Here is a 24,832-nt window from a genome sequence, read left to right on the forward strand (position 1 = left end):
GCACAGCCTCACGGACCCGATCGCAAAGTGCCGCCGATACGAACCGGCCCAGCGCCAGCGCCGGATCGGGCGTCCGGGGAGGCCCGGAGCGGGTCAAGCCATCAGCGCCCGCGCGGTGTCGGCATCGGCCAGCGGGCGCCCGAGCAGGCGGGCGCCCTCCGCGGCGCGACGGATCTGGGCGGCATTGCTCTCGGCCGGGTGGCCGTCGGGCGCGAGCAGGCTGTTCTCGAAGCCGACGCGCACGTGACCGCCGAGGCCCGCCGCAACGAGGGCGCAGGCATTCTCCCGCGGGCCGAAGGCGCAGATCGCCCAGAGCGGCACCCCCTCCCCGCCTGCTGCGAGGAAGGGCAGCAGGTCGGCGGGCCGCGAAACCTGTCCGGGCGTATAGCGGCCCAGCACGAAGAGCGGGAAATCCCCGCCCTCGCCGAGCACGCCGCGGCTTTTGAGATCGGCGTAACGGGCCACCTCGGCCGGTTCGTACAGAATGATCTGGAGGAGGACGCGCTCGCGCCGCGCCCAGGCGAAGAACGCTGCCGCCGCGGTCTCGGCCCCGGCATCCGGCACGATCTCGCGCAGCGCCAGCGACACCGCCTCGGGGCGCGTGGCACGCACCACCGCCATCTGCTCCGGGGCTTCGTAGCGCCCGGCGGCCTCCGAGGTGATCTGGACGACGAGGCGATCCCCGGCCTCGGCGCGGATCGCGGCGGTGACCGCGCGATAGGCCTGCGCGTCGAGGAGGTGGCGGCCTTGTCCGTCGCGGACATGGACGTGGATCAGGGCGGCACCGGCTTCCGCGATCTCGGCGGCGGTGCGGGCGATCTCGCTCTCCGTGATCGGCAGGGCGGGATGGTCGGCCTTGCTGCGGGTGGCGCCGTTCGGGGCGTTGGCGAGGATGAGCGGCGGCCAGCCGGCGTCGTGCGTCACGGGTTCGGTCTCGCGTTCGAAGGAAATCAGTCGCTGGCGCCCAGGCCCAGGCGCCGCATGCGGTCGGAGAGCGTCTTGCGCGGCAGGCCGAGCGTCCGCGCCGCCTCGGCGATGCGCTGGCCGGAGGCCTTGAGCGCGTCCTCGATCACGAGGCGCTCCACCCGGTCGAGGAGGGCGTCGAGGCTCGGCGCCGCGCCGGGGCCGCCGGCGAGGTCCGGGCTGAGGAAGCCGAGGACATAGCGCTCGGCGGCGTTCTTGAGTTCGCGCACGTTGCCCGGCCAATCGGCAAGCATCAGCGAGCGGCGCAGGGACGGCGGCACCTCGATCACCGGACGCTGATACTTCACCGCCGCCTGGACGAGAAAGCGCTCGAACAGCAGCGGGATGTCCTCGCGGCGCTCGCGCAAGGGGGGCAGGGTCAGCGTCACCACGTTGAGGCGGAAGAACAGGTCGCGGCGGAAGCGGCCCGCCTCCGAGAGTGCGTCGAGATCCTCCTTCGTGGCCGCCACCACCCGGAGATCCACCGGCACGCTGGTGTTGGAGCCGAGCCGTTCCACGCGCCGCTCCTGCAGCACGCGCAGCAGCTTTACTTGAAGCGCCAGCGGCATGCTCTCGACCTCGTCGAGGAACAGCGTGCCGCCGCTCGCGTGCTCGACCTTGCCGATGCGGCGCTTGCCCGCCCCGGTGAAGGCGCCGGCCTCGTGGCCGAACATCTCGCTCTCGAACATGCTCTCGGGGATGGCGCCGCAATTGATGGCCACGAAGGGTTTCGCCGCCCGCGCGCCGCCCTCGTGCAGGGCGCGGGCGACCTGCTCCTTGCCCGCCCCGGTCTCGCCGAGCACCAGCACGTCGGCGGCGGCCGAACTGAGCGAGGCGATGTCGTCGCGCAGCCGCCGCAGGGCCGGCGACTGGCCGACGAGGCAGCGCTCCACCGCGCTGCCCGGCGCGTCGCCGCGGTCGAGGGCGCTACGCAGGCGGCGATTCTCCATCACCAGCGCCCGCTTTTCCAGGGCGCGGCGGACCACCTCGACGAAGGCATCGTTGACGAACGGCTTCTCGATGAAGTGGTAGGCGCCCTCGCGCATGGCGGCGACCGCCATGGCGATGTCGCCGTGGCCGGTGACGAGCACCACCGGCAATTCCGGGTCGCGGCGGCGGATGTCGGCGAGGAGTTCGAGCCCGTCGCGGCCGGGAAGGCGCACGTCGCTCACGACGATGCCGGAGAAGCCGCGCCCGATGGCCGGCAACGCCGCCTCGGCGCTGGAAAAAGCCTCGACCGCGAGGCCGGCGAGCTGCAGCGCCTGCTCCATGGCAAGCCGAACCATCTCCTCGTCATCGATCAGCACGACCCGCGCGGCGGCTGGCTCGGCCTCAGGAAACATGTCGCATCCTCTCCGACGGGGGCGTGTCCGCGGCCTCCTCGATCGCGTCCTTGGCTACCTCCATCACGAGGTCGAAGGCGAGGCCGCCGCCGGGCATCGGCCGGGGCTGAAGGCTCGCTCCGAATTCGCGGGCGATGGCGAGCGAGATCGGCAGACCGAGGCCGAGCCCCTCCCCCGCCGGCTTGGTGGTGAAGAACGGCTCGAAGAGGCGCGCCAGCGCCGCCGCGTCGAGGCCCGGCCCGTTATCCTCGACGCTGAGCACGACCTGCCCCTCCCCGGCCCAGGCGCGCACCGCGACCTCCGCACCGGGGCGCCCCTTCACCGCATCGAGGGCGTTGCCGACAAGATTCACCAGCACCTGCGACAGGCGGATCGGCTCGAACACCACCCATCGCGCCGCCGGGTCGAGATCGGTCGTCACCCGCGCGCCCGCGTCGCGGATGCGGGAGGATAGGATCGCGAGGCTCTCCGAGACCGCCACGCCGACATCGACCGCGACCCGCTCCGTCCCCGACCGGCGGGAGAAGCTGCGCAACTGTCCGGTGATCTTGCCGAGCCGGTCCACCAGGGAGACGATACGGGTCAGGTTGGCGGCGGCCTCCGCCTCCCGGCCCTGGCGCAGGAAGGCGGAGGCATTGTCGGCCAAGCCCCGCATGGCGGCGAGCGGCTGGTTGAGCTCGTGGGTGATGCCCGCCGCCATCTGGCCGAGGGTCGCCATCTTGGCCGCCTGGACCAGCTCCCCTTGTGCCTCGCGCAGGTCGCCCTCGGCGCGGGTCCGCTCCTCGATCTCACCCGCGAGCTTGAGGTTGGCCGCGCTGAGATCGGCGGTCCGGGCCGCGACCGCGGCCTCCAGCGCCCGCTGCGCCGCGCGGTTCTCGCGCATCCGCCGCAGATGCTGGCGCCCGTAGAGGCCGATCAGGCCGAGCACGACCAGGGCCAGGACCGCGCCGATCCGGGCGCTGCGCCCGGCGATGGCCACCGGCGCGGCGTCGGCGAAGAGCAGCAGCGTCCAGCCATAGGCCGGCAGGCTCGCCTCTTCGAACAGGGCGCGGGTCTGCGGCGCGGCCTGCGACCGGCTGACCAGGGGCACGGCGCCGACCATATCCGTCCGGCCGAGATCGATCGGGGCATAATCGTCGCGCCCATACTGGCGCGTCCGTTCCATGCCGGCACGGGCAGCGGCATCGAGCGGCTTCGTCGCGCGGAACTTGAGAGCCGGATCGGAGGCAAGGAAGACGATGCCGTTCTCGTCGGCCACCAGCACGCGGTCGGTGCCCTCGCGCCAGATCGTCTCCAGCGGGTCGAGGCTGACCTTGGTCGCCACCACGCCGCGCACCGTGCCGTCGATGACGACGGGCGCGCTGATGAAGTAGCCGGGCACGCCGGTCAGCGTGCCGATGGCGTAGAAGCGGCCGGTGCGCCCGCCGCGCGCTTCCGTGAAATAGGGACGATAGGAGAAGTCCTGGCCAACATAGGTCTGGGGCGTATCCCAGTTCGAGGCGGCGATGGTCAGGCCGGACGGGATCAGCAGGTAGACGACACCCGCCCCTGCCTCGCGGCTCAGCCGCTGGAGATAGGCGTTGACGGTGGCGACCTGCGCCGGATCGTCGGGGGCGGCGAGCAACGACCGCACCCGCGGATCGAGGGCGGCAGCGGCGGGCAGGAAGCCGAACCGCTCGATGGTGCCCTCCAGGCTCCGGGCGTAGATTTCCGCCCGCTGGCGCGCATCGCCCGCGAGGCTTTCCGCCACGCGGGCCTCCGTCACCTCCCCCGCCTTGAGAACGGCGAAGACAGCCGCCGCCGCCAGCGCGGCGAGGATGAGGACACGCGCGGCCGTGGCGCGGGGGAAAGGCATCACTCTCATGGTCCGGAGGAGGCTTCCGTCACCGCCATCGTATGCGGTGAGCGATCCGATGCGATGTCCGGTGATGACGGGCGCCGCAGCTTCCCCCTCTCCCTGCTGTGCGGGGAGAGGCCCGCAGGCACCCTGCCGTGACGGCGGGAAGCGGAGGCGAGAGCCGGAGCGGTGGTGAGGGGGCTTGGACGGAAGGGGCCCATCCGTCCAAGCCCCCTCACCCTCGCCTGCCGGCTCGCTCAGCCGACGACACGGTCGGCCGAGTCCTCTCCCCGGGCGGCGGGGAGAGGGGATCCGCGATCTCCGAAGTGATGATCCGGAAGCGATATGAGAACCTAACATGGGAGCGCCGTGGCTCGAAGAAAGCCGTGGCGGCGATCCTCAATCCGTCGTCAGCCCCTTCATCTCCACCTGCTCGAACCGGTGCTGCTCCGCGGTGACGAGAGCGGAGAGGTCGCGCTTCAGGGCGTTGAAGGCGGCCGAGGCGCTGTCGCGCGGGCGCGGCAGCTCGACCCGCAGGTCGCGCTTGATCGTGCCGGGGCGGTAGGTGAGCACGACGATGCGGTCGGCGAGATAGATCGATTCCTCGATCGAGTGGGTGACGAACACGATGGTCTTGCCTGTCGCCGCCCAGATCCGCAGCAACTCGTCCTGCAGCGAGCGGCGGGTCAGGGCGTCGAGCGCGCCGAACGGCTCGTCCATGAGCATGACCGGGCTGTCCAGCGCCAGAACGCGGGCGATCGCCACGCGCTGGCGCATACCGCCGGACAGGTCCTTGGGGAAACGGTCGCGGAACTCGGCGAGCTTGAGCATGTCGAGGAGCTCGGCCACCCGCGCCTGGATCGCCCCGCGGGACATGCCCTTGATCTCCAGACCGAAGGCGATGTTCTGCGCCACCGTCATCCAGGGAAACAGGGCGTATTCCTGGAACACCATGCCCCGGTCGGGACCGGGCGCGGCGACCTTGCGGCCCTCGACGTCGATGCCGCCGCGGGTCGGGTGGGAGAAGCCGGCGATGGCGTTGAGCAGCGTCGACTTCCCGCAGCCGGACGGGCCGAGCAGGCAGACGAACTCACCGCGGTTGATGGTGAGGTCGATGTCCTTGAGGGCGACGACCTCGCCGCCGGTGACGGGGAAGATCTTGTCGACGCCCGCGACGACGATGTGGGGCGAGGCGGCCAGCGGCGCAACGACCGGCACGGCGTCCTGCGTGACGGAGGCGATGGGATGCGGTTGCACGGACATGGGAGACCTCACGATTCCAGGCCGCGATGCCAGCGGAGCAGGTGGTTGTTCAGGCGGCTCACCGCCATGTCGATGACGAGCCCGAGGGCGCCGATGGTCAGCATCCCGGCGATGATCTTGTCGGACCAGAAGTATTCGCGCGCCTCCAGGATGCGGAAGCCGAGGCCGTTATTGACCGCGATCATCTCGGCCACGATCACCACGATGAAGGCGGTGCCGATGCCGATCCGCGCCCCCGACAGGATGTAAGGGGTGGCCGCCGGCAGGATGACTCGCCGGAAGATCGTCATCCGGCTGGCGCCGAGGCTACGGGCGGCGCGGATGTAGATCCCGTCCACATGGCGCACGCCGGCGATGGTGTTCATCAGCACGGGGAAGAAGGCGCCGATGGCGATGAGGAACACGGCCGGCGCATTGCCGAGGCCGAACCACAGGATCGAGAGCGGGATGTAGGCGATCGGCGGGATCGGCCGCAGCACCTGCATCAACGGGTTGATATGCCGGTAGATCAGGTCGCTGGAGCCCATGAACAGGCCGAGCGGCAGGGCGAGTCCCGCGCCGACGGCGAAGCCGACGACGACGCGGTAGAGCGAGGCCACCGCATCGTGCAGCATCTCGCCGGAGAAGAGCCACGCAAACCACGATCCGTGCTCGGGATCATAGGCTTCGAGCGGCGCGAGATAGGCCCACCAGCGCACCGCGACCGCGGCGGGCGAGGGCAGCACCATCGGGTTGACGAGCCCGGCCGTGCAGGCGAGTTGCCAGATCACGAGAATGGCGACGGGAACCGCCAGCCCCTCGGCCAGGGGTTTGAGACGTAAGGCGTTCACGGGAAGCCCTCCTCAGTTCGTGCCGGCTGAGGCCTTGGCGGCCTCCAGCAGGTCGAGCTTCACCCACTCGGCGGCCTTGGCGGGCTTCGACATCTTGCCGATGCCGTGCTCGGCCATGACGTCGGTGGTGCTCTGGATGTGGTCGGCGCTCATCTCCAGGGTGTAGGGCGAGTTGGCGAGCGCCTCCTGGAACTCGGCGGCCGTGACCTGGCCCTTGAACACGTCCTGCGTGACGAAGGTCTCGGCGGCCTTCGGGTTTTCCATGAAGGTCTTCTGCGCCTTCACGAAGCACTCCATGAACTTGGTCGCGACCGGCTTCTTTTCGCCGTAGAACTTCTCCGTCATCACCAGCGTGCGGATCGGCGAGCCGACCGGGGTGTCGTAGGGCTTGATCACCTCGACGCCGAAGCCGCGGGCGATGGCCTGGGCCGATTGCGGCTCGGTCTGCATGATCGCATCGACCTGCTTCTGCAGCAGCGCCTGGTTGAGATCCGGATAGCCGAGATAGATCAGGTTGACGTCGCGGGCCTTGAGGCCGTGCTTGGCCATCTCGGCGCCGAGCAGCACCTCCTGGATCGAGCCGCGGGTGACGCCGACCTTCTTCCCCTTGAGGTCGGCCGCCGACTTGATGCCGGATTCGGGCGTGGCGAGCAGGCGCGCGCCGCCCTTGGCGAAGCCGCCGACGATGAAGACGGGGGCGCCGTTGCCGCGCGCCGAGATTGCGGCCTCGGACGCGGTGGCGCCGACATCGAGTTCGCCGGCGAGCATCGCCTGCATGATGTCGGGCCCCTTGGCGAAGATCTTGAGATCGATGGTCAGGCCGCAGGTCTTCGCGATCTCCTTGACGTAGGAGACGCCGGCGAAGTGCGCGAGCTTGAGGTTGCCGACGCGCACCACTTCCTGCGCGGAAAGCGGAAGCGGGGCGAGCGATGCGGCGGTCGCGGCCGCGAGCATGGCAAGGCCGCGACGCGTGAAACGAAGGCGTTCGAGCAAGGGGCTTCTCCCGGATGGCCCGGCTCTGCGGCCGGTGCGGATGGTCCGGCCCTCTTTGCAGAGCGCATGCCAGCCATGCAGGAAGCGCTAACCTTCGCGCAATCGCCTGTGCGGAAAGGGTTTTTTCTGAATACTTCGGATCATGTCCGAACAACAGGCGGCGGATTTCCGCCACCTGCGCCGTCGTGGCGGCGGATGGCCGCCACCCACACGCCATTGTGATGGACGGACCTCGACGGCTGGCGCGTGCCGAAGACGTTGTCAGTCGAGCGGCACGAGAACGATGGCGTCGCCTTCGAGCCGCGCCTGGACCGACTGGCCCCAGCGGGCGCCGCCGAGATCGTCGGCCGTCTTGTAAAGACCGTCGATGGCGACGAGTTCCGGCTCGAACTTACGGGTGAGGATGCGGGCGCCCGGATCACCCACCGCTCCCGCGATCGCCCGTCCGCGCAGGGCGCCGTAGATGTGGATCGAGCCCCCCGCGATCACCTCCGCCCCCGAGGCGACTGAACCCATCACGGTCACGTCGCCGTCGAGATGCTGGATCACCTGCCCCGAGCGCACCGGCGCGTCGAGCACGAAGGAGCGCGTCCGAGCCGGCGCCGCGGACGCCACCAAAGCCGGGGCCGACGGGTGGTCCGCCGCCGTGGGTGCCTCGGCGGCGCCGGGCTCGGGGGGCGCGATGTCCTCGACCGGCTTGCCGCCCACCAGCGGCGGCGGGAAGCCGGGCCCGAGCGAGGTCGGTCCGATGCCCTCGATGCCGAGGATGGTGATGGAGCGCCGGTTCAATTCCTCGCAGAGATGGGCGAGGTCCGAGCGCTCGAAGCGCAGGCCGGTCACGTCGAGAATGATCGCCCGCACCGAGAAGAAGGCGGGCGCGCGCCGCTTGAGCGCGTCGAGTTCGGCGAGCCACTGATCGATCGGCGGCACGGGGGCCAGCACCATCGCCAGGAAGGAGCGGCCGCGGAAGCGGATCGGGGGACGGTCGGTCACGGGAAAGTTCGCGGCGAAGGGATCATGCCTGGAAGCTTATGGCAGATCCTCGACCCGTCCGGCCAGGAGCCGGCGCTCCTCAACAGCAAAGTGGCGCGCGGGGCGCCGACTGCCGAGGCGCAGGCCGGCTCCCGTCGCTCAGGCCGGGCAGGCGCCGACACGGGCGAGCACGCCGTCGGCGACCTGCGCATCGTAGAGCGCCTGGACGTCGGCGATGCCGAGCGGCTGGTCCGGTCCACCGTCCGCGCCCAGGAACAGGTAGATCGTGCCCTCGACCCCGCGATGGCCGAAGAAGACGATCGCTTCGCTCTCGCCCGCCCCTTCGAAATGCGGCTCGCCGTTGACGACGCCTTCGACGTAGCTGCCCGTGGGCCGTATCTCCTTCAGCGTGCCGTCCGGGCGGTAGAAGCGCAGTTCACCCTGCAGCACCAGGGTGAAGTACGGGCAGGTGTGGCGGTGGAGCGGCTGTCGCGTCCACGGCGCGAACTTGTAGACGATATCGACGATCCCGCTCGCCGCATCGCACTTGTAGATGAAGAAGGCGACGTCATCGAAGCCGTCCAGTCTGCTCCAGGGGATGTTGCTGTCGTCGAAGGTGCTCGGCATGGCGTTTCCTCGCGATTGGGTTCCTCTCCGGTCCGGGCGTCGTGGCCCGGCACCCGACTCTCCAGTTGCCCGAACGGACAACGGAGCCGGGAGCCCGCATCATAGCGCAGCGGGCGAGCCGGACTTGCCGGAAGGTGACAGGACCTTCGACCGGCCCCCGCTCGGGGAGGCCGAGCCCGGCGTACCCCGCGCAGCAGCCCCCGCACGGTTGGAATACCCACCGGCTTGCAGGATCACCCCGGTTTCCTCTATTGCAGCGCGACACTGCCCGATTCCCGTGAGCCCGCCGCGACGGTCGCCTTAGAGCGTTCCGCCACGTGACGGGCTCGCCATGCTTCCGAGACCCTCCGATGAAGCTGCGCAACATCGCCATCATCGCCCACGTCGATCACGGCAAAACGACGCTGGTCGACAAGCTGCTTCAGCAGTCCGGCACCTTCCGCGAAAACCAGCGGGTCGAGGAGCGGGCGATGGATTCCAACGACCTCGAGAAGGAGCGTGGCATCACGATCCTGGCCAAGGCGACCTCGGTCGTCTGGCAGGATACTCGGGTCAACATCGTCGACACCCCCGGCCACGCCGATTTCGGCGGCGAGGTCGAGCGCATCCTCTCGATGGTCGATGGCGTGATCGTGCTGGTCGATGCCGCTGAGGGCCCGATGCCGCAGACCAAGTTCGTGGTCGGCAAGGCGCTCAAGATCGGCCTTCGCCCGATCGTCGCGATCAACAAGGTCGACCGGCCGGATGCGCGCATCAACGAGGTCGTCAACGAGGTGTTCGACCTGTTCGCGGCGCTCGACGCCACCGACGAGCAGCTCGACTTCCCGATCCTCTACGGCTCGGGCCGCAACGGCTGGATGGCCGATTCGCCGGACGCCTCGCCGGATGTCGGCCTCGCGCCGCTGTTCGATCTCGTGCTCAAGCACGTGCCGCAGGCGCGCGTCGAAGAGGGCCCGTTCCGGATGCTCGGCACGCTGCTCGAAGCCAACCCGTTCCTCGGCCGCATCATCACCGGGCGCATCGCCTCGGGCACGGTGAAGCCGAACCAGTCGATCAAGGTTCTCGATCGCACCGGCAAGGTCGTGGAGACCGGCCGCGTCTCGAAGATCCTCGCCTTCCGCGGCCTGGAGCGCGCGCCGATCGAGGTCGGTGAGGCGGGCGACATCGTCTCCATCGCCGGCCTTGTGAAGGGCACGGTGGCCGACACCTTCTGCGACCCGCAGGTCGAGACCCCGATCCAGGCCCAGCCGATCGATCCGCCGACCGTCACCATGTCGTTCATCGTCAACGATTCGCCGCTCGCCGGCACCGAGGGCGACAAGGTCACGAGCCGGATGATCCGCGACCGCCTGTTCAAGGAGGCCGAGGGCAACGTCACGCTCAAGATCGAGGAAGCCGCCGACAAGGATTCGTTCTACGTCTCCGGCCGCGGCGAGCTGCAGCTCTCGATCCTGATCGAGACCATGCGCCGCGAGGGCTTCGAAGTGGCCGTGTCGCGTCCGCGCGTCGTCCTGGAGAAGGACGAGGCCGGCGAGATCCTGGAGCCCGTCGAAGAGGTCGTGGTCGACGTCGACGAGGAGTATTCGGGCGTCGTCGTACAGAAGATGTCCGAGCGCAAGGCCGAGATGATCGAGATGCGGCCCTCGGGCGGCAACCGTCTCCGGCTCGTCTTCCACGCTCCGACCCGCGGCCTCATCGGCTACCAGGGCGAGCTGATGACCGACACCCGCGGCACCGCGATCATGAACCGCCTGTTCAAGGCCTACGAGCCCTACAAGGGCGAGATCGCCGGCCGCCGCAACGGCGTGCTGATCTCGAACGACAAGGGTGAGGCCGTGGCCTACGCCATGTGGAACCTCGAAGACCGCGGCCCGATGATGATCGAGCCCGGCGCCAAGGTCTATCAGGGCATGATCGTCGGCGAGCACAACCGCGAGAACGACCTCGAGGTGAACGTGCTCAAGGGCAAGAAGCTCACCAACATCCGCACCACCTCGAAGGACGAGGCCGTGCGCCTGACGCCGCCGATCCGGATGACGCTGGAGAAGTCGCTGGCCTGGATTCAGGACGACGAGCTGATGGAAGTCACGCCGAAGTCGATCCGCCTGCGCAAGATCCACCTCGACCCGAACGACCGCAAGCGCTTCGAGCGTTCGAAGGAAGCGATGACGGGCTAAACGCCCCGCTTCATTCGCCAAACCGAAAAGGCCCCGATGCGGCGAACGCATCGGGGCCTTTTTCATTCGGCGTCCCTCACGAACGGGAACTTCGGATCAGGCTCCCCCTATCCCGCGAAACGAAGAGAGGGGGGACGACGCGTCCGAGCCGATCACTCCGGTCAGCCGCGGAGATCGAGTTCCCGACTCGCCTCAGGCCGCCCGCACCGTGTGAAGGAACTGGCGGACCTGGCCATCGAGATGCTCGGACTGACGCGACAGTTCGGAGGCCGAGATCAGCACTTGGCTCGCCGCTGCTCCCGTCTCCTGGGCCGCCACCGCGACGCTCGCGACGTTGCCCGTCACCGCACCGGTGCCGGCGGACGCTTCGGAGACGTTGCGCACGATCTCCTGGGTCGCCGCACCCTGCTCCTCGACCGCCGCAGCGATCGAACTGGCCAGCCCGTCGATCTCGCGGATGCGGGCGGCGATGTCGCCGATGGCCGTGACCGCCTGCCCGGTGATGGTCTGAACCTGTCCGATCTGCCCCGAGATCTCGTCGGTGGCCCGCGCGGTCTGGTTGGCGAGTTCCTTGACCTCGGCCGCGACCACCGCGAAGCCGCGGCCCGCTTCGCCCGCGCGCGCCGCCTCGATGGTGGCGTTGAGCGCGAGCAGGTTGGTCTGGCCGGCAATGGTAGAGATCAGCCCCACAACGTCGCCAATCTTGGCGGCGGCGACGCTGAGATCCTGTACGAGCTGCGCGGTGCCCTCGGCCTCGACCACCGCCTTCTGCGCGAGGGTCGTCGAGCCAGTAACCTGCCGGGCGATCTCTTGCACCGAGGCGCCAAGCTCCTCGGCCGCCGCGGCGACCGTGCCGACATTGGTGGCAGCCTCTTCCGCGGCGGCGGCGGCGGCGTTCGATTGGTCGGCCGTCTGCGAGGCGGTGCCGGCCATGCCCTGCGCGGTCACTTGCAACTCCGTGGCGGCAGCGGAGACGGTGCCGACGATGCCGCTCACCGCGCGCTCGAAATTATCGGCCATGTCGCGCATCGCCGCCTTGCGCTGCGCCTCGGCACCGGCCCGCGCCAGGGCGGTCTCTTCCTCCAGGGCGCGGGTGCGGATCAGGTTGTCCTTGAACACCTGCACCGCGCCCGCCATGGCCCCGACCTCCTCGCGGCGCTCCCGGAAGGGGATCTCGACGCTGGCGTCTCCTTCCGCGAGGCGGCTCATCAGCCCGGTCATCCGGCGGACCGGGCGGGAGACAAAGCCGTTCAGCAGCATGATGCCGAGCCCGGCCACGACGAGGAGCGCAACGAAGCCGGCGCCGACGGCGAAGCGGGACGATGCGGCCGCGTCCTTCACGGTGTCGGCACGGACTTCCAGCAAGCCGGTCTCGGAACTCGCGATCTCGGCGGCAACCTTGCGCACGGCATCCATGGCGCTCTTGCCCGCGCCGGAGGCCTCGATCTGACGCGCCTGCGCCTGGGTCGCCTCGTTGCGCATGAGGGCGATCTCGCGCTCCGCGACGGTCCCGATCCACTGCCGGGTGGCCGCATCGAGCGCGTCGAGCCGGCTCACCTGCTGCGGGTTGTCGGCCACGAGGCCGCGCAGCCGCTTCAGCGTCTCGCCATAGATCTTGGTGCCCGAATTGTACGGTTCGAGGAAAGAGGGATCGGCCGAGATCAGATAGCCGCGCAGACCGGTCTCCTGGTCCACCAGGGCGCCGGTGAGCCGGTCGAGTTGAAGCAGAACCTCGTAGCTGTGATCGCGCCAGCGGTTCGAGTCCTCGATCGTGCCGAGGCTGCGCCATGTCGTGAACGAGGCGCCCGAAACGGCAGCGATGACGAAGGCGAAAACCAGGACGAGTTTGGCGACGATGGGAAGGTTGGCAAAGGCCCGCATGGACTTGACTCGAAATGCGAATGCGCCGCACGACGGCCGCGCTTGCAACATTTGATGACTTTCGAGCTGCTAAGAGCGGGTTAATCCCGAGGCGTACGAGTAAATTGTGCGCAGATGTGATCGATAATCCGACCTTGCGTGATTCGCACCGATCACAGGATCCGGCGATCCGGGAGGCACAGGCCGGCTTAAGGATTGTTTCCGTCCGCACATTTCGGCCAAGCGGCTGAAGTATCTGGCTTTCTCAGCCTGGACTGGCGTGATGGGAAAATCTTGCCCGGCAATTCTTGCCCGGTGCGCGTAAAAATTAACTCCCCGGTAACCATCCGGGCGGTCAATGGGCGTGTCGGTAAGGAAACGTCAACGCCCGTGACCAGCCCCGCTCCCACCCGCCCCTCACTGCCCCTGCGAGGCCGCGTGTTCCGCGCCGTCTCATTGGCGCCGGAAGCCCCCCTTGCCGAATGGCTCGCCCTCCTGGACGCAGCCCTGAAGCGATCGGCCACGCTGTTCGACGACAGGGCCGTGATCCTCGACGTCGCCGGCCTCAAAGCCGCGCCGTCCGAGTTGGAGACCCTGATCGCCGAGCTGTCGGCCCGGCAGCTCCGTATCCTCGGCATCGAGGGCGCGGAGGCTCCGCTGCCCTCGCTCTTGCCGCCGCGGCTCGTCGGCGGTCGCCCCGCCGGCGACGTCGTCGAGGCGCCGGCGTTCGAGGAAGAGAAGCCGGGCGTGTCGTCCCTCACCATCGAGGGCTCGGTGCGTTCGGGCCAAAGCATCGTCCACCGCGAGGGGGACGTGACCGTGATGGGCTCGGTGTCCTCGGGCGCCGAGATCCTCGCGGGCGGCTCCATCCACGTCTACGGCGCCCTGCGCGGGCGGGCCATCGCGGGCGCCGCCCGCAACCCTCGCGCACGCATCTACTGCCGCAAGTTCGAGCCCGAGCTTCTCGGCATCGACCGCCTCGTCCGCACGGCCGAGGACATGGGCACTCACCTGCGCGGTCAAGCGGTCCAGATCTGGTCCGACGGCGGCGCGATCAAAATTGCAGCCTTGGGTTAAGGGGAAACGAGAATGGCCAAGGTTCTTTGTGTCACGTCCGGTAAGGGCGGCGTCGGCAAGACCACCACGACGGCAGCGCTCGGTGCGGCGCTGGCGCAGGCCGGCGAGAAGGTCTGCGTGGTCGATTTCGACGTCGGCCTGCGCAACCTCGACCTGATCATGGGCGCCGAGCGCCGCGTGGTCTACGACCTGATCAACGTCACCAACGGCGATGCCAAGCTGCCGCAGGCGCTGATCCGCGACAAGCGCCTGGAAAACCTCTCCCTGCTGCCCGCCTCCCAGACCCGCGACAAGGACGCGCTCACCGACGAGGGCGTCGAGCGGGTGATGGGCGAGCTTCGCGAGAAGTTCGACTGGATCGTCTGCGACAGCCCCGCCGGCATCGAGCGCGGCGCCCAGCTCGCCATGCGCCACGCCGACGTGGCCGTGGTGGTGACGAACCCCGAGGTCTCCTCGGTGCGCGACTCGGACCGGATCATCGGCCTGCTCGACTCCAAGACGGTGCGCGCCGAGCGCGGCGACACGATCGAGAAGCACCTGATCCTGACCCGCTTCGACCCGGCCCGCGCCGACCGTGGCGACATGCTCAAGGTCGACGACGTGCTCGAGATCCTCTCGATCCCGCTGCTGGCCATCATCCCGGAAAGCCTCGAAGTGCTGCGCGCCTCGAATGTCGGCTGCCCGGTGACGCTCAACAACCCGCTCTGCGCGCCCTCCCGCGCCTACATCGATGCCGTGCGTCGCCTGAAGGGCGAGACCGTGCCGATGGCGATCCCCTCCGACCGCAAATCCCTGATCAACAAGCTGTTCACACGGAGGGCCGCATGAGTGTCCTGACCTTCCTCAAGCCGCGTGGCTCCGGTTCGGTCGCACGCGAACGCCTTCAGCTCATCCTCGCGCACGAGCGCGTGGAGAATGGGCGACCCGACCTGATCATCACGTTGCGCGAAGAGATCCTGAACGTGATCGCCAAGCACGTCACGGTCGAGCGCGACAAGGTGCAGATCAAGCTGGAACGGGGCGAAGGCGTCTCGACCCTCGGCGTGGACATCGAATTCCCCGTCGATGCGGTGATCAAGCCGAAGGCGAAGGCCAAGCGCGCCATCGCCTGACCCGCGGTCCTCCGGACGAATCACGACCTGCGGCTCCGAACGGGCGCCGCAGGTCTTTTCATTTCAAGGCGCTGTCCGGAGCCGCGTCGCGACTGACGGTATTGTCCCTGGAGGTGGCGTAGCTCGCCGGTCGCGGGAGAGCCCGCCTTGGGCCCTTCACAGCGCTGAAGCAGGCGGGATCTCGCGGGGTGGTCATCGGCGGTTGCCGGGTCGGGTTGCGAGCACCACTGTCGCGCCGCGCTCGACGATCGGCCTGTCGAAGGCGACGCCGCGCACGTCGAGCCGGTTCGATCGCAGCATCGCCATCGCCGACACGACGTCGCTCTTCGACGAGCGGATGCTGCTCACGGTCGGCGGCCGATGGCAGAGCCTCGACGTGAATTCCTACAATCCCGTCACGGGCTTTCGCAGCGGTGCGAGCGAGAGCGGCGCCTTCTCGCCCGGCATCGGCCTGTCGCCGGGCCTCAGCCTGACGGGCCGGGTGATCTACACCGCGGCGCAGTATTGCGATCTGGCCAACAGCCAGAAGATCCCCGACCGGGCGACGCTCGATCTCGGCCTGCGCTACGCCACCCTGTTCCGGGACAGGCCGCTGACGCGCCGGGCCAACGTCGTCAACGTGACGGGCCACAACGATTGGGCGACGACGGGGCGCGGCATCCTCGCCCAAGGAACGCCGCGAACGGTGCTGCTCTCCGCCTCGGTGGACTTTTGAGGGCTCAGGCCCGCCGCGTCAGCCGGAAGGCGGGGGCGTGATCGGGCTGGGTCGTCACCACGGCCGCCGGGAGCACCGGGCGCGTGTCCGCCCGCTCGATCCGGAAATGCCCGACGATCCGGCTCAACGCGAGCGTCGCCTCGGTGAGCGCGAAGGCCGCGCCGATGCAGACCCGCGGCCCCGCCCCGAAGGGCAGGTAGGCGAAGCGCGGCACCGGCAGCGCGCCGGGCAAGAAGCGGCCCGGATCGAAGGCGTCGGGGTCGCGCCACAGCGTACGGTGCCGGTGCAGCAGCCAGGGCGAGATCGTCACGCTGTCGCCGGGCCGGATCGCCTCGCCGGCCAGCTCGTCCGGACCGAGCGCGCGGCGGGCCAGCACGAAGGCGGGCGGGTAGAGCCGCATCGTCTCCTCGATCACCGCGCGGGTGAACGGTTTGTCCACGCTCCCCGATTCCGCCGCCACGGCTCCTTGCGTTTCCGGTGCGAGCGCGAGGAGGGTGCACGCCCAGAGCAGGGTCACCGCCGTGGTCTCGTGCCCGGCCAGGATCATGGTGGCGACCTGATCGCGCAACTCCTCGTGCGAGAAGCCCCGGCCGGTCTCGGGATCGCGGGCGGCCCGCAGCAGGTCGAGCAGGTCCCGCGCCTCGCCTCCGACGTGACGCCCACTCTGGCCCTCGTCGCGGTCGGCGATGACCTCATCGAGGAAGCCGACCCAGTCGCGGCGGAAGCGGGCGCGGGCCCGGTCGAGCGGCGTGGCGAAGCGCAAGGGCACCAGCAGATCGGTCAGGTGCGGGCGCCCGAGCCGCGCGGCGTAGGCTTCGAGGAAGCCGCGCAGGCGGTCGCCGTGGCGGGCCATGCCGACAGAGAACATGGTGCGCCCGGCGATCTCCAGGGCGAGCCGCTGGAGCGCGGCGAACAGATCGACCGGTCCGCGTGCCGCCGGGCCTTCGAGGGCCGCGACCGCCTCGTCGCTCGCCGACAGGATGTGGGGCACCAGCGTCTCCACCGCCCGCGGGGTGAAGGCAGGCGCCAGCGCGCGCCGCTGGTGGCGCCACGCCGTCCCCTCGCTGATGAGCAGGCCGTCGCCGAGCATCGGCCGCAGCAGGCGGATGGTGATCGGGGTGCGGGCGTAGTTGGCGGCGTTGTCCACCAGCACGCGCCGCACCAGGTCCGGATCGCTGACGGTGAAGCGCGCGCGCCCGAACAGCCGGCGGCGGCGCAAGGGCGACTCGTAGGCGGAGGCCGGCCAGCACGCGATGCCGTTGACCCGCATCGCCGCGATGAAGCGCAGGGTCGGCAATTCCTCTTCCGGCGGCACCGGCACCGGCGGCACCAAGCGCGGCGCCGCGTGGCCGGGCGGAGCCTGCATGTCCATTCCGTCAGTTCCTCTCGCGCCCGTGAGCGGGCGCTCGCGAAGCGTTCTAGGCGCTGAGGCCCGCCGGGGCGAGTGCCATGGCGGACGGGCCCGGCGATGGGCTGCGAAGCCTCAACCGCACGACGAGAGCGGATGAAAATTTCGCCCCGGACGTAGCACAGGCAAGCTCAGAGCACGGGCCAAGTCTTCGGAAAACCCTCGGAACTTCTCTTTTCGACAGACGTCAACGGTCGTTGATTGCAAGGGAATCTCTCGATTTGACCGCATCTCCGTCGATCCGCGTCCTCGATCCGTCCCGCTGCCATCTCGGCGAGGGGCCGAGCTACGATCCGGCGACCGACACCGCGTGGTGGGTCGATATCCTGGAGAACCGCCTGTTCGAATTGCCCCTGAGCGAGGGTGCCGGCCCGGCGAAGGTGCACGCCCTGCCGTTCATGGCGAGCGACGTCGCCGCCATCGACGCCGAGCGGCAACTGCTCTCGGCGGAGGACGGGCTCTACCTCCGCACGCTCCGCGATGGGCAACTGAGCCTGTTCTGCCCGCTGGAAGCGGAGGATGCCGGCACCCGCTCCAATGACGGCCGGGTCCATCCGAGCGGCGCGCTCTGGATCGGCACCATGGGCCGGGACGCCGAGACCGGGCGCGGCGCGATCTACCACGTCGCCGGCACGCGCGTGACGCGACTGTTCTCCGGCCTCTCGATCCCCAACGGGATCGCCTTCTCGCCGGACGGCGCGACCGGCTACTTCGTCGATACCGACGAGGGTGTGCTGCGCCGCGTCACGCTCGACCCCGCCACCGGCCTGCCCGTGGGCGAGCCCGAGACCCATTACGACCACAGCGGCGGCGAGGGCGGAATCGATGGCGCGGCGGTGGACGCCGAGGGGCTGATCTGGACCGCGCGCTTCGGCGGCGCCTGCCTCGACGCCTACAGCCCGGCGGGTGAGCGGGTGCGCACCGTGTCCGTCCCGGCGCGCCAGCCCACCTGCCCGACCTTCGCCGGCCGCGACCTCGACCGGCTCCTCCTCACCACGGCCTACGAAGGCATGGACGAGGCCGCCCGGGCGGAGGACCCCGAGCACGGGCGCACCCTGCTCGTGGACATCGGCGTCCGTGGCCTGTTGGAGCCGGCCTTCCGCCTCGAGGCCTGATCGGCCGGGCCGAGCCTCACCCTCCACGAAACCGGGCAGCCAGCCTGCGGCGCCCCAGGAACGACCATGTCCGAGACGATGTCCGATCCGCAGACCCGCCCCTATCAGCCGATCGAGGCCTACGCGCTCCTCAGCAATTGCGAGGGCTGCGCACTCGTGGCGCGCGATGGCGGGATCGACTGGGCCTGCCTCGAACGCTTCGACGCCGACCCCTCCTTCTCGCGCCTGCTCGATAAGACTCGCGGCGGCCATTTCACCATCCGGCCGACCGAGCGCTTCGAGACCGCGCGGCAATATCTGAGCCGCAGCAACATCATCGAGACCACCTTCACCACGCAGACCGGCTTCGTGACGCTCCACGACTTCATGGTCGGGCCGGAGGGTGGCGAGGACCGGCCGCGATTGGTGCGCCTCGTCACCGGCGTCTCGGGCTGCGTCTCGATGATCGCCGAGTACCGCCCGCTCGCAGGCTTCGCGGAGGACTTCGCGCCGCTCGCCGTCGAGGGCCACCGCGTCACCGCGCCGGGTTGCCCCGGCCTCGTCTCGGAGGCCGCGTTCTCGACGGAGGGCGAGTTGGCCGCCGCGCGATTCACCCTGGAGGGCGGGCAGGCCTGCGGCTTCGCCCTCTATCGCGACACCCCACCCGAGACCTGTCCGGACGTCCGCCTTCTCATGGAGGAGACGCGCCGGGCCTGGGTGCTTTGGACGGAGGGCGCGGCCTATGCCGGCCCGCTCGCGGACGAGCTGATGCGCTCGGCGCTGGTGCTGAAGGCACTGACCTACGAGCCCACTGGGGCGATCGTGGCCGCGGCCACCACCTCCCTGCCGGAGGAGATCGGCGGCATCCGCAACTGGGACTATCGCTTCTGCTGGATTCGCGACGCCTGCCTGTCCTTCTACGTGCTCAAGAAGTTCGGGATGACCCGCGAGGCGGAATCCTTCTTCGGCTTCGTCACCGAGCTGTGCGAGCGGGAGGAGAGCCGCCTGAAGCCGCTCTACAGCATTTCGGGCGAGGCCGACCTCAAGGAGATCCAGGTCGATCACTTCGAGGGCTGGCGCGGCAGCACCCCGGTGCGCCACGGCAACGAGGCGGCCGAGCAGCATCAGGCCGACGCCTACGGCCAAGTGCTCGACCTGCTCTACCTCTACGAGCGCTTGGGCGGCACGATGCCGGAGGCGATGCGCAAGCACGGGGCGCGGCTCGCCGACGTCTCGGCGGCGCATTGGCACGAGCCCGATGCCGGCCTGTGGGAGCCGCGCAAGCCCGAGGAGCGCTACCTGCACGCGGCGATCATGAACTGGGTCGCCCTCGACCGGGCGATCCGCCTGTTCGGCGAGCGCGAGGAATGGTGCCGCGAGCGCGACCGGATCGTCGCCTGCATCAACGGCGAGGCGATCCACCGCGACGGATACTACCCGCAATATATCGGCGGCGACGACGTCGATGCCGCGCTTCTGATCGCGCCGATGGTCGGCTTCCCCGTGGACGAAGCGGCCTTCGCCCGCACCGTCGACGTGGTGATCGAGCGCCTCGGCCACGGCCCCCTCGTCTACCGCTACAAGAACGACGACGGGCTGCCCGGCCACGAGGGCACCTTCCTGCTCTGCGCCTTCTGGCTCGTGGACGCCCTGCTCTGGCTCGGGCGGGACGAGGAGGCGCGCACCCGCTTCCAGGCGCTGCGCGCGCTGCAGAACGATGTCGGCCTCTACGCCGAGGAGGTCGCGGAGGACGACACCTTCCTTGGGAACTTCCCGCAGGCTTTCAGCCATCTCGGCTTCATCCACAGCGCGCTGATGCTCGACCTCTCCGAGCATGGCGGTCGCGAAGCGGTGCAGGGCACCTACGCCGACCGCTCCCTGCGCGAGACGGATTCGCGCCGGGCGCCCCGTATCCACGGGGCCGAAGCGGGGGCGTGAGAACCGGCATGACCCGCATCGGCTACCACGCCTCGCACGAGCAGCACGCCCCCTCCGCCCTCCTGCACCACGTGCGGGCAGCGGACGAAGCGGGGTTCGCCTGTGCCATGTCCTCGGAGCACTTCAAGCCGTCGAGCCGCGCGCAGGGGCATTCGGGCCATGCCTGGTCCTGGCTCGGAGCGGCGATGGCGACGACGCGGCTTCCGTTCGGCATCATCACCGCGCCGGGCTAGCGCCACCATCGGCCGTGCTCGCGCAATCGGCGGCGACGCTCGCCGAGATGTTTCCCGAGCGCCTGTGGCTGGCGCTCGGCAGCGGCCAGCGCCTCAACGAGGACATCACCGGCCTGCCCTGGCCGGAGAAGTCCGAGCGCAACGCGCGGCTCACCGAATGCGCCGCGGTCATCCGGGCGCTGCTGGCCGGGCAGACCGTGACCCATCGCGGCCGCGTCACGGTGATCGACGCGCAGCTCTACTCGCGGCCCAAGTCCCCGCCGCTCCTGATCGGCGGGGCCGCCACCGCGGCGACCGCCCGCGCCCTCGGCGCCTGGGCCGACGGCCTCGTCACCGTCGGCATCGAGCCGGACACGCTGCGCCCGGTGGTCGAGGCTTTCCGCGAGGGCGGCGGCGCGGGCAAGCCGGTCTTCCTCCAGACCAAGGTCTGCTGGGACCCCGACCCGGCCCGTGCGCTCGCCGAGGCGCACACGCAGTGGTTGAGCAACGCCATCGAGGGCGAGGTGAACTGGGAGCTGCGCCGCCCGGAAGATTTCGAGACCGCCGCCCGCTTCGTCCGCCCCGAGGACATGCATGCCTGCGTACGGATCTCGGACGACCTCGGTCAGCACGCCGCCTGGCTCGCTGACCTGGCCGAGATGGGCTTTGCCGAGATCGTTGTCCATCAGGTCGGGGCCCGTCAGGCGGCTTTCATCGACGCCTTCGGCCGCAGCGTGCTGCTCCAGTTCGGCGGCTGACGCCGCTCGGGATCAGAACCGCGTGCGGGCAACGCGCCCACGGCTGCCGGCCCCGAACACGCTCTCGATCACGGCCCAGGTCGAGGGGCTGAGACCGTGGTCGCTCCGCAGCCGGCGCGGGTCCGCCCGTTCGAGCCGGTCCATCTCGGCGGCGCATCTCCGGAGTGCGAACCCTGGCGTGCCGGTCATCGGCACGGAGCGCTGCCCCTTCGCCCCGTCCGCCTCGAAGCGCAGGCAGGCCGAGAGATCGTCCTTCAGATCGTCGAACGGGGCCGCCTCGGCACCGGCGGAGAGGGTCACGAGCAGGGGGATGAGGAGAGCGGTACGAAGGAACATCAAGGCGCTCCGGTCACGATCGGCTGACGACAACGCATGGGCCGGCGATTCGCCGCACGTGAGAGGCCGCACTTTGGGAGACCGGTTCGGCGGCGGCGCCGCACGCCTACGCCACGGCCGGGGCTCCACTCGCCGGTCCGCGCCGGAACAGGAAGACCTGACGCCCCTCGCCCGCCAGCGCGGCGGCGCCCTGGCGGGTGCAGATCCAGTCGCGCACCATCGCGGCGGCAACGGGCGAGACCGCCGGCTTCCACAGCCAGATGTCGCGGGCCTCGTCGATCCCGTGCTCGTGAAACAGGGCGGCGGACGCATCCTCGGTCACACCCACCGACCAGGCGGAGAAATCGGCGCCGAACTCCTTCACGTAGCTGATGAACTCGAACTTGATCTGCTGCACGCTGTAGGCGGTCATCGGATGCCCCTCACGCGGGAATCGGCGCGATGCGGCCGGGCTCCGTGCGGCGGCCCTGCGCCCGGGCGGCACCCTCGCGCTTCTCCTCGGCCGACATCTCCTTGCAGATCACCTCAAGCGCGTTCAGCGCCGTGCCGACCCCGTGCCCGGCGGCGAGCGAGAGCCACGCGAAGGCTTCGACGCGGTCGCGCTCCACCCCGATCCCCTGGGCGTAGAGATGGCCGAGTCGGGCCTGGGACGGGTAGTGCCCGGCCTGCGCCGCGCTTCGGTAGAGGTCGGCGGCGCGGGCGGGGTCGGCGGGCAGGCCGTCGCCTTTCGCCAGCAGGGTGGCGAGGTTGTAGGCCGCCATCACGTCGCCGCTCGCCGCCGCCCGTTCCAGCCAGCGGGCGCCCTCGGCCCGGTCCTGCGCCACGCCCTGGCCCATCGCCAGCATCGCCCCGACATTGGTCGCGGCCGGGCCGTGGCCCTGCTCGGCGGCGCGGCGATACCATTCGAAAGCCTGCGTCAGCGAGGCGGGCACGCCGGCCCCGCCGGCATGGAGCGCACCGAGCCACGCTTGCGCGTCCGGGTCGCCCGCCTCGGCGAGCGGCTGGAACACGGCGAGCGCCCGGTCGTAGGCGCCGGACTGGAAGGCGGCGACGCCCTCAGCGAGGACGGGCGGCGCAAGGGTCTGGACGGCAAGGGGCACAGCAAAGCTCATCGACATCTCCCGAGACATCAGCAGCCGCGGCCCTGGGCCGTGGCGTAGAGGGGTTGGCTGTCCGTGGCGGCGGGCCGCGCCCGCACGCGGGCGGCGATGTTTTGCTGGAGCCAGAGACCGGCGGCTTTGGTCGGCAGGGCCTCGCCGGCGTCCGGACGCGAGAGCGCCGCCTGCGCGGTAACGGCCGGCGCCATCCGGGCGGCGATCTCGGCGAGCCATGCATCCCATGAGGCTTCAAGGTCGGGCGCCGCCCTCCCCTTCGGGCCGAGCAGCCCGATCCGCAGCAGCGTCCGGCCCAACGCCGTCGGCTGCAGCATCACGGCGCAGGTCTCACCCCGCGCCTCGATCAGGACGAGGTTGGGGAAGTGGGCGGCAATGGCAGCGGCCTCTCCGGTCGCAAGCCGCCCGGTCAGGTGCAGGCTGTCCGGCGCTTCCGCGAACCGGTCGCCCTCGGCCAGCGCCTGCGCCGCGAGCTTCCAATTGGCGGCGAACTCCGCCCGCCGGGTCTCGCCGGTCAGCGCGGCCAGCCCCTCGGGTGGCGCTTCGGGCGCTGCGGCAGCGTGATCGAGATTGATCCGCAGCATTGGCCCCCAGGCGCGGGCGGCGACCGGCAGCAGACGCTCCGGGCGCAGGCCGAGATACTGGTGCATCGCCGGGGTCGGCCCGTCCGTGCCCGCCGGCAGAACCGCCCCGTCGCGGCTGTAGCCGCAGGCGGTGAAGGAGCAGCGGGTCTTGGTGCCGGTCCGGCATTGCAGGGGCACCGCGCGGCAGCCGCCGTGCTGGGCCTTGTTGAAGCGTCCGACGAGACCGCCGTCGCGCGTGCGCTGGACATGGAGGCCGTGATGGCCGGCCGTGAAAGGCAGGAGGTCGTCCGGCGCCGGGATCTCGGCGCCGAGGCCGATCGCGAGCCAGGAGCGGGTCCAGACCGCGTCGTCCTCCAGTTCGGCGAAGGCGAGCGCCCGGTAGGCGGCCGGCGGCAGAAGGCGCGGCGCGGCGGGGTCGAGGCTGCCGGCGAAGAAGGCCGGGTCGGCGAGGTCGAGCCCCTCGACGCGGTGGCCGAGATCGGGGCGGTCCGGCACGAAGCCGGCGGACGCGGCGGCGAGGGCCATGAACTCCTCTCCTCTAAGGGCATCTCTGCAAAGTCATGTGAGCCAGCGCATGGTCATGCCGAGGGTGACCATGGCGAGGTCGTTAGCCGCCCGCTTATCGTAGCGGGTGGCAGTGCAGCGGTACTGCTTGAATCGGTTAATCAGTTGCTCGACCCGATTGCGCTCACGGTGGACGGCCTTGTCGGGCTGGCGCAGCTGGTCCTTTTGGGTGGGGATCAGCGCGCGCCAAGGCACCATCGCGTTTGGACAACGCGTCAACGAACTGCTCGAGAAGGACATCGCGCTCATCGCGGCAACGAGGAAATCCCAGACATAGTAACGCCCTCGCGAGGTAGACGTCGGAGCGGTCAGTAGTTCTGCAGCTCCGCCTCAACAGCCAGCCTCAAATCATCCACCGAAGGCGTGACCCCTTTGCCTGCCGGCGTAAAGAGTACGCCTGGCAAGACCCCATCCAGTTTCAGTTTAGGCAACAGAACCTCCATGAATTCGACCAAATCGATCGAGCGCGGCTCATATCCGGCCCACTCGTTGACAGCACAAACCTGCGCGTATTCCTTGGCAGGCCATAGTGGAAAGACTGGCGTCCCTTCATCTGCTGCTGCAAGAGCCCATTCCTCTTGATACAGCCCCCAGACCTCTTCCCAGTCAACAATGATTTTGATGAAGTGTTCGAAGCGCTTGATATCCGGCAATGCAAATATTGCTTCAATTTGTTTCGGACTCACTTTCATGAATTGCACTCCCTCAGGCCACGGCCGCCAGGCACTTGCTCGATCGAACTCGCCATACTTGCGCCACAAGTGATGCAGGTCTCAATTTTGCAAATTCGAGTGACTGCAGTTGTGACCCTGCCCTGCCTCTCGACACACTCGCGGACAAGATCCATGCCTGGAGGATTACGATTTTTTGAAAGTTAGCCCCCGTCGATTAATCACAAATTCTGCTTGACCACGCCGCGAGCAGCGAACTCAAATTGTCATCATTTGCAATCCCGCGCCAGAGCCCCACCCGACCTGACTGCATCAGGTCGACGTCTCTATGTCTTTGTCTCGAAGCGCATTCTTTCGACGAACCGGTTTCTACTTCGTCGCAATGC

At 69.5% G+C, this 24,832-nt stretch carries 22 protein-coding genes and 2 pseudogenes; 8 read left to right on the forward strand and 16 right to left on the reverse strand.

Going from position 1 to position 24,832, the window contains the following annotated elements:
* Window positions 1-93 precede the first annotated feature (93 nt).
* The 8 genes from E4V01_RS18015 to E4V01_RS18055 all read right to left on the reverse strand — a co-directional run bounded on the left by E4V01_RS18015 (window position 94) and on the right by E4V01_RS18055 (window position 8,828).
* Entirely contained in the window at window positions 94-951 is an 858-nt protein-coding gene (locus E4V01_RS18015; RefSeq protein WP_135299305.1) for a 3-keto-5-aminohexanoate cleavage protein, read from the reverse strand.
* Window positions 951-2,306: a sigma-54 dependent transcriptional regulator gene (locus tag E4V01_RS18020; RefSeq protein WP_135299288.1), complete on the reverse strand. Its 1,356-nt coding sequence runs from the start codon at window positions 2,304-2,306 to the stop codon at window positions 951-953. The genes E4V01_RS18015 and E4V01_RS18020 overlap by 1 nt, the downstream gene beginning before the upstream one ends.
* Entirely contained in the window at window positions 2,296-4,161 is a 1,866-nt protein-coding gene (locus E4V01_RS18025; RefSeq protein ID WP_135299289.1) for an ATP-binding protein, read from the reverse strand. Before E4V01_RS18025 ends, E4V01_RS18020 begins: the two co-directional genes overlap by 11 nt.
* A gap of 381 nt (window positions 4,162-4,542) precedes the next feature.
* Complete coding sequence (locus E4V01_RS18035; RefSeq protein ID WP_060768914.1) at window positions 4,543-5,406, reverse strand: ABC transporter ATP-binding protein; 864 nt, start codon at window positions 5,404-5,406, stop codon at window positions 4,543-4,545.
* A gap of 8 nt (window positions 5,407-5,414) precedes the next feature.
* Window positions 5,415-6,236: an ABC transporter permease gene (locus E4V01_RS18040; protein WP_060768915.1), complete on the reverse strand. Its 822-nt coding sequence runs from the start codon at window positions 6,234-6,236 to the stop codon at window positions 5,415-5,417.
* A gap of 12 nt (window positions 6,237-6,248) precedes the next feature.
* On the reverse strand, window positions 6,249-7,229 hold the full coding sequence (locus E4V01_RS18045; RefSeq protein WP_135299291.1) for an ABC transporter substrate-binding protein: 981 nt from the start codon (window positions 7,227-7,229) through the stop codon (window positions 6,249-6,251).
* Window positions 7,230-7,490: 261 nt separating this feature from the next.
* The gene (minC, locus tag E4V01_RS18050; RefSeq protein WP_060768917.1) at window positions 7,491-8,222 is read right to left on the reverse strand and encodes a septum site-determining protein MinC; all 732 of its coding nucleotides are present in this window, start codon (window positions 8,220-8,222) and stop codon (window positions 7,491-7,493) included.
* Between the two features lie 138 nt (window positions 8,223-8,360).
* On the reverse strand, window positions 8,361-8,828 hold the full coding sequence (locus tag E4V01_RS18055; protein ID WP_135299292.1) for a regulator: 468 nt from the start codon (window positions 8,826-8,828) through the stop codon (window positions 8,361-8,363).
* 350 nt (window positions 8,829-9,178) lie between these two features.
* On the opposite strand from E4V01_RS18055, the gene typA reads away from it, so the two are divergent.
* Window positions 9,179-11,005, forward strand: coding sequence for a translational GTPase TypA (gene typA, locus E4V01_RS18060; protein ID WP_060768919.1), 1,827 nt, complete (start codon window positions 9,179-9,181; stop codon window positions 11,003-11,005).
* Window positions 11,006-11,197: 192 nt separating this feature from the next.
* Here the strand turns inward: typA and E4V01_RS18065 are convergent, their stop codons facing one another.
* Window positions 11,198-12,886, reverse strand: coding sequence for a methyl-accepting chemotaxis protein (locus tag E4V01_RS18065; protein WP_060768920.1), 1,689 nt, complete (start codon window positions 12,884-12,886; stop codon window positions 11,198-11,200).
* Window positions 12,887-13,303: 417 nt separating this feature from the next.
* Here E4V01_RS18065 and minC (E4V01_RS18070) point away from each other — a divergent pair, with 417 nt between their 5' ends.
* From minC (E4V01_RS18070) to E4V01_RS18085, 4 genes are all read left to right on the forward strand, one after another.
* Entirely contained in the window at window positions 13,304-13,942 is a 639-nt protein-coding gene (minC, locus tag E4V01_RS18070; RefSeq protein ID WP_060768921.1) for a septum site-determining protein MinC, read from the forward strand.
* A 12-nt stretch (window positions 13,943-13,954) separates the two neighbouring features.
* Window positions 13,955-14,770, forward strand: a complete 816-nt coding sequence (gene minD / locus E4V01_RS18075; RefSeq protein WP_003602600.1) for a septum site-determining protein MinD — start codon at window positions 13,955-13,957, stop codon at window positions 14,768-14,770.
* Window positions 14,767-15,054: a cell division topological specificity factor MinE gene (minE, locus tag E4V01_RS18080; RefSeq protein ID WP_003602598.1), complete on the forward strand. Its 288-nt coding sequence runs from the start codon at window positions 14,767-14,769 to the stop codon at window positions 15,052-15,054. Before minD ends, minE begins: the two co-directional genes overlap by 4 nt.
* Before the next feature lie 202 nt (window positions 15,055-15,256).
* Window positions 15,257-15,769: a hypothetical protein gene (locus E4V01_RS18085; RefSeq protein ID WP_245517599.1), complete on the forward strand. Its 513-nt coding sequence runs from the start codon at window positions 15,257-15,259 to the stop codon at window positions 15,767-15,769.
* Between the two features lie 4 nt (window positions 15,770-15,773).
* Here the strand turns inward: E4V01_RS18085 and E4V01_RS18090 are convergent, their stop codons facing one another.
* Window positions 15,774-17,141 (reverse strand): cytochrome P450, encoded by a 1,368-nt coding sequence (locus E4V01_RS18090; RefSeq protein WP_135299293.1) that lies wholly within the window; start codon window positions 17,139-17,141, stop codon window positions 15,774-15,776.
* Window positions 17,142-17,398: 257 nt separating this feature from the next.
* Between E4V01_RS18090 and E4V01_RS18095 the strand changes: the two genes are divergently transcribed.
* The 3 genes and pseudogenes from E4V01_RS18095 (at window position 17,399) to E4V01_RS18105 (ending at window position 21,179) form a co-directional block, all read left to right on the forward strand.
* Window positions 17,399-18,292 (forward strand): SMP-30/gluconolactonase/LRE family protein, encoded by an 894-nt coding sequence (locus E4V01_RS18095; protein ID WP_135299294.1) that lies wholly within the window; start codon window positions 17,399-17,401, stop codon window positions 18,290-18,292.
* 66 nt (window positions 18,293-18,358) lie between these two features.
* Window positions 18,359-20,209: a glycoside hydrolase family 15 protein gene (locus tag E4V01_RS18100; protein WP_135299295.1), complete on the forward strand. Its 1,851-nt coding sequence runs from the start codon at window positions 18,359-18,361 to the stop codon at window positions 20,207-20,209.
* An 8-nt stretch (window positions 20,210-20,217) separates the two neighbouring features.
* Window positions 20,218-21,179, forward strand: a pseudogene (locus E4V01_RS18105) (TIGR03885 family FMN-dependent LLM class oxidoreductase).
* A gap of 12 nt (window positions 21,180-21,191) precedes the next feature.
* Here the strand turns inward: E4V01_RS18105 and E4V01_RS18110 are convergent.
* From E4V01_RS18110 to E4V01_RS18135, 6 genes and pseudogenes are all read right to left on the reverse strand, one after another.
* Window positions 21,192-21,515 (reverse strand): hypothetical protein, encoded by a 324-nt coding sequence (locus tag E4V01_RS18110; protein ID WP_060768926.1) that lies wholly within the window; start codon window positions 21,513-21,515, stop codon window positions 21,192-21,194.
* 106 nt (window positions 21,516-21,621) lie between these two features.
* Window positions 21,622-21,927 carry a hypothetical protein gene (locus E4V01_RS18115; protein WP_135299296.1) on the reverse strand — a complete coding sequence of 102 codons (306 nt, stop codon included), beginning with the start codon at window positions 21,925-21,927 and terminating at the stop codon, window positions 21,622-21,624.
* A gap of 10 nt (window positions 21,928-21,937) precedes the next feature.
* Window positions 21,938-22,627: a tetratricopeptide repeat protein gene (locus tag E4V01_RS18120; RefSeq protein ID WP_371688529.1), complete on the reverse strand. Its 690-nt coding sequence runs from the start codon at window positions 22,625-22,627 to the stop codon at window positions 21,938-21,940.
* 17 nt (window positions 22,628-22,644) lie between these two features.
* Window positions 22,645-23,736: a hypothetical protein gene (locus tag E4V01_RS18125; protein ID WP_135299298.1), complete on the reverse strand. Its 1,092-nt coding sequence runs from the start codon at window positions 23,734-23,736 to the stop codon at window positions 22,645-22,647.
* A gap of 33 nt (window positions 23,737-23,769) precedes the next feature.
* Window positions 23,770-24,003, reverse strand: a pseudogene (locus tag E4V01_RS18130) (IS5/IS1182 family transposase); the annotation flags it as partial.
* Between the two features lie 80 nt (window positions 24,004-24,083).
* Window positions 24,084-24,467 (reverse strand): DUF2750 domain-containing protein, encoded by a 384-nt coding sequence (locus E4V01_RS18135; RefSeq protein WP_135299299.1) that lies wholly within the window; start codon window positions 24,465-24,467, stop codon window positions 24,084-24,086.
* Between the last annotated feature and the right edge of the window lie 365 nt (window positions 24,468-24,832).

The organism is Methylorubrum sp. Q1 (assembly GCF_004683995.1).
Taxonomy (GTDB): Bacteria; Pseudomonadota; Alphaproteobacteria; order Rhizobiales; family Beijerinckiaceae; genus Methylobacterium.

Bases quoted from the DNA above. Each gene is read 5' to 3' on its own strand.
- minE (WP_003602598.1), top strand. From the start codon at position 14,767: ATGAGTGTCCTGACCTTCCTCAAGCCGCGTGGCTCCGGTTCGGTCGCA.
- E4V01_RS18115 (WP_135299296.1), bottom strand. From the start codon at position 21,927: ATGACCGCCTACAGCGTGCAGCAGATCAAGTTCGAGTTCATCAGCTAC.
- E4V01_RS18120 (WP_371688529.1), bottom strand. From the start codon at position 22,627: ATGAGCTTTGCTGTGCCCCTTGCCGTCCAGACCCTTGCGCCGCCCGTC.
- E4V01_RS18020 (WP_135299288.1), bottom strand. From the start codon at position 2,306: ATGTTTCCTGAGGCCGAGCCAGCCGCCGCGCGGGTCGTGCTGATCGAT.
- E4V01_RS18135 (WP_135299299.1), bottom strand. From the start codon at position 24,467: ATGAAAGTGAGTCCGAAACAAATTGAAGCAATATTTGCATTGCCGGAT.
- minD (WP_003602600.1), top strand. From the start codon at position 13,955: ATGGCCAAGGTTCTTTGTGTCACGTCCGGTAAGGGCGGCGTCGGCAAG.
- E4V01_RS18110 (WP_060768926.1), bottom strand. From the start codon at position 21,515: ATGTTCCTTCGTACCGCTCTCCTCATCCCCCTGCTCGTGACCCTCTCC.
- E4V01_RS18025 (WP_135299289.1), bottom strand. From the start codon at position 4,161: ATGCCTTTCCCCCGCGCCACGGCCGCGCGTGTCCTCATCCTCGCCGCG.
- E4V01_RS18065 (WP_060768920.1), bottom strand. From the start codon at position 12,886: ATGCGGGCCTTTGCCAACCTTCCCATCGTCGCCAAACTCGTCCTGGTT.
- E4V01_RS18035 (WP_060768914.1), bottom strand. From the start codon at position 5,406: ATGTCCGTGCAACCGCATCCCATCGCCTCCGTCACGCAGGACGCCGTG.
- E4V01_RS18125 (WP_135299298.1), bottom strand. From the start codon at position 23,736: ATGGCCCTCGCCGCCGCGTCCGCCGGCTTCGTGCCGGACCGCCCCGAT.
- E4V01_RS18090 (WP_135299293.1), bottom strand. From the start codon at position 17,141: ATGGACATGCAGGCTCCGCCCGGCCACGCGGCGCCGCGCTTGGTGCCG.
- E4V01_RS18100 (WP_135299295.1), top strand. From the start codon at position 18,359: ATGTCCGAGACGATGTCCGATCCGCAGACCCGCCCCTATCAGCCGATC.
- typA (WP_060768919.1), top strand. From the start codon at position 9,179: ATGAAGCTGCGCAACATCGCCATCATCGCCCACGTCGATCACGGCAAA.
- E4V01_RS18055 (WP_135299292.1), bottom strand. From the start codon at position 8,828: ATGCCGAGCACCTTCGACGACAGCAACATCCCCTGGAGCAGACTGGAC.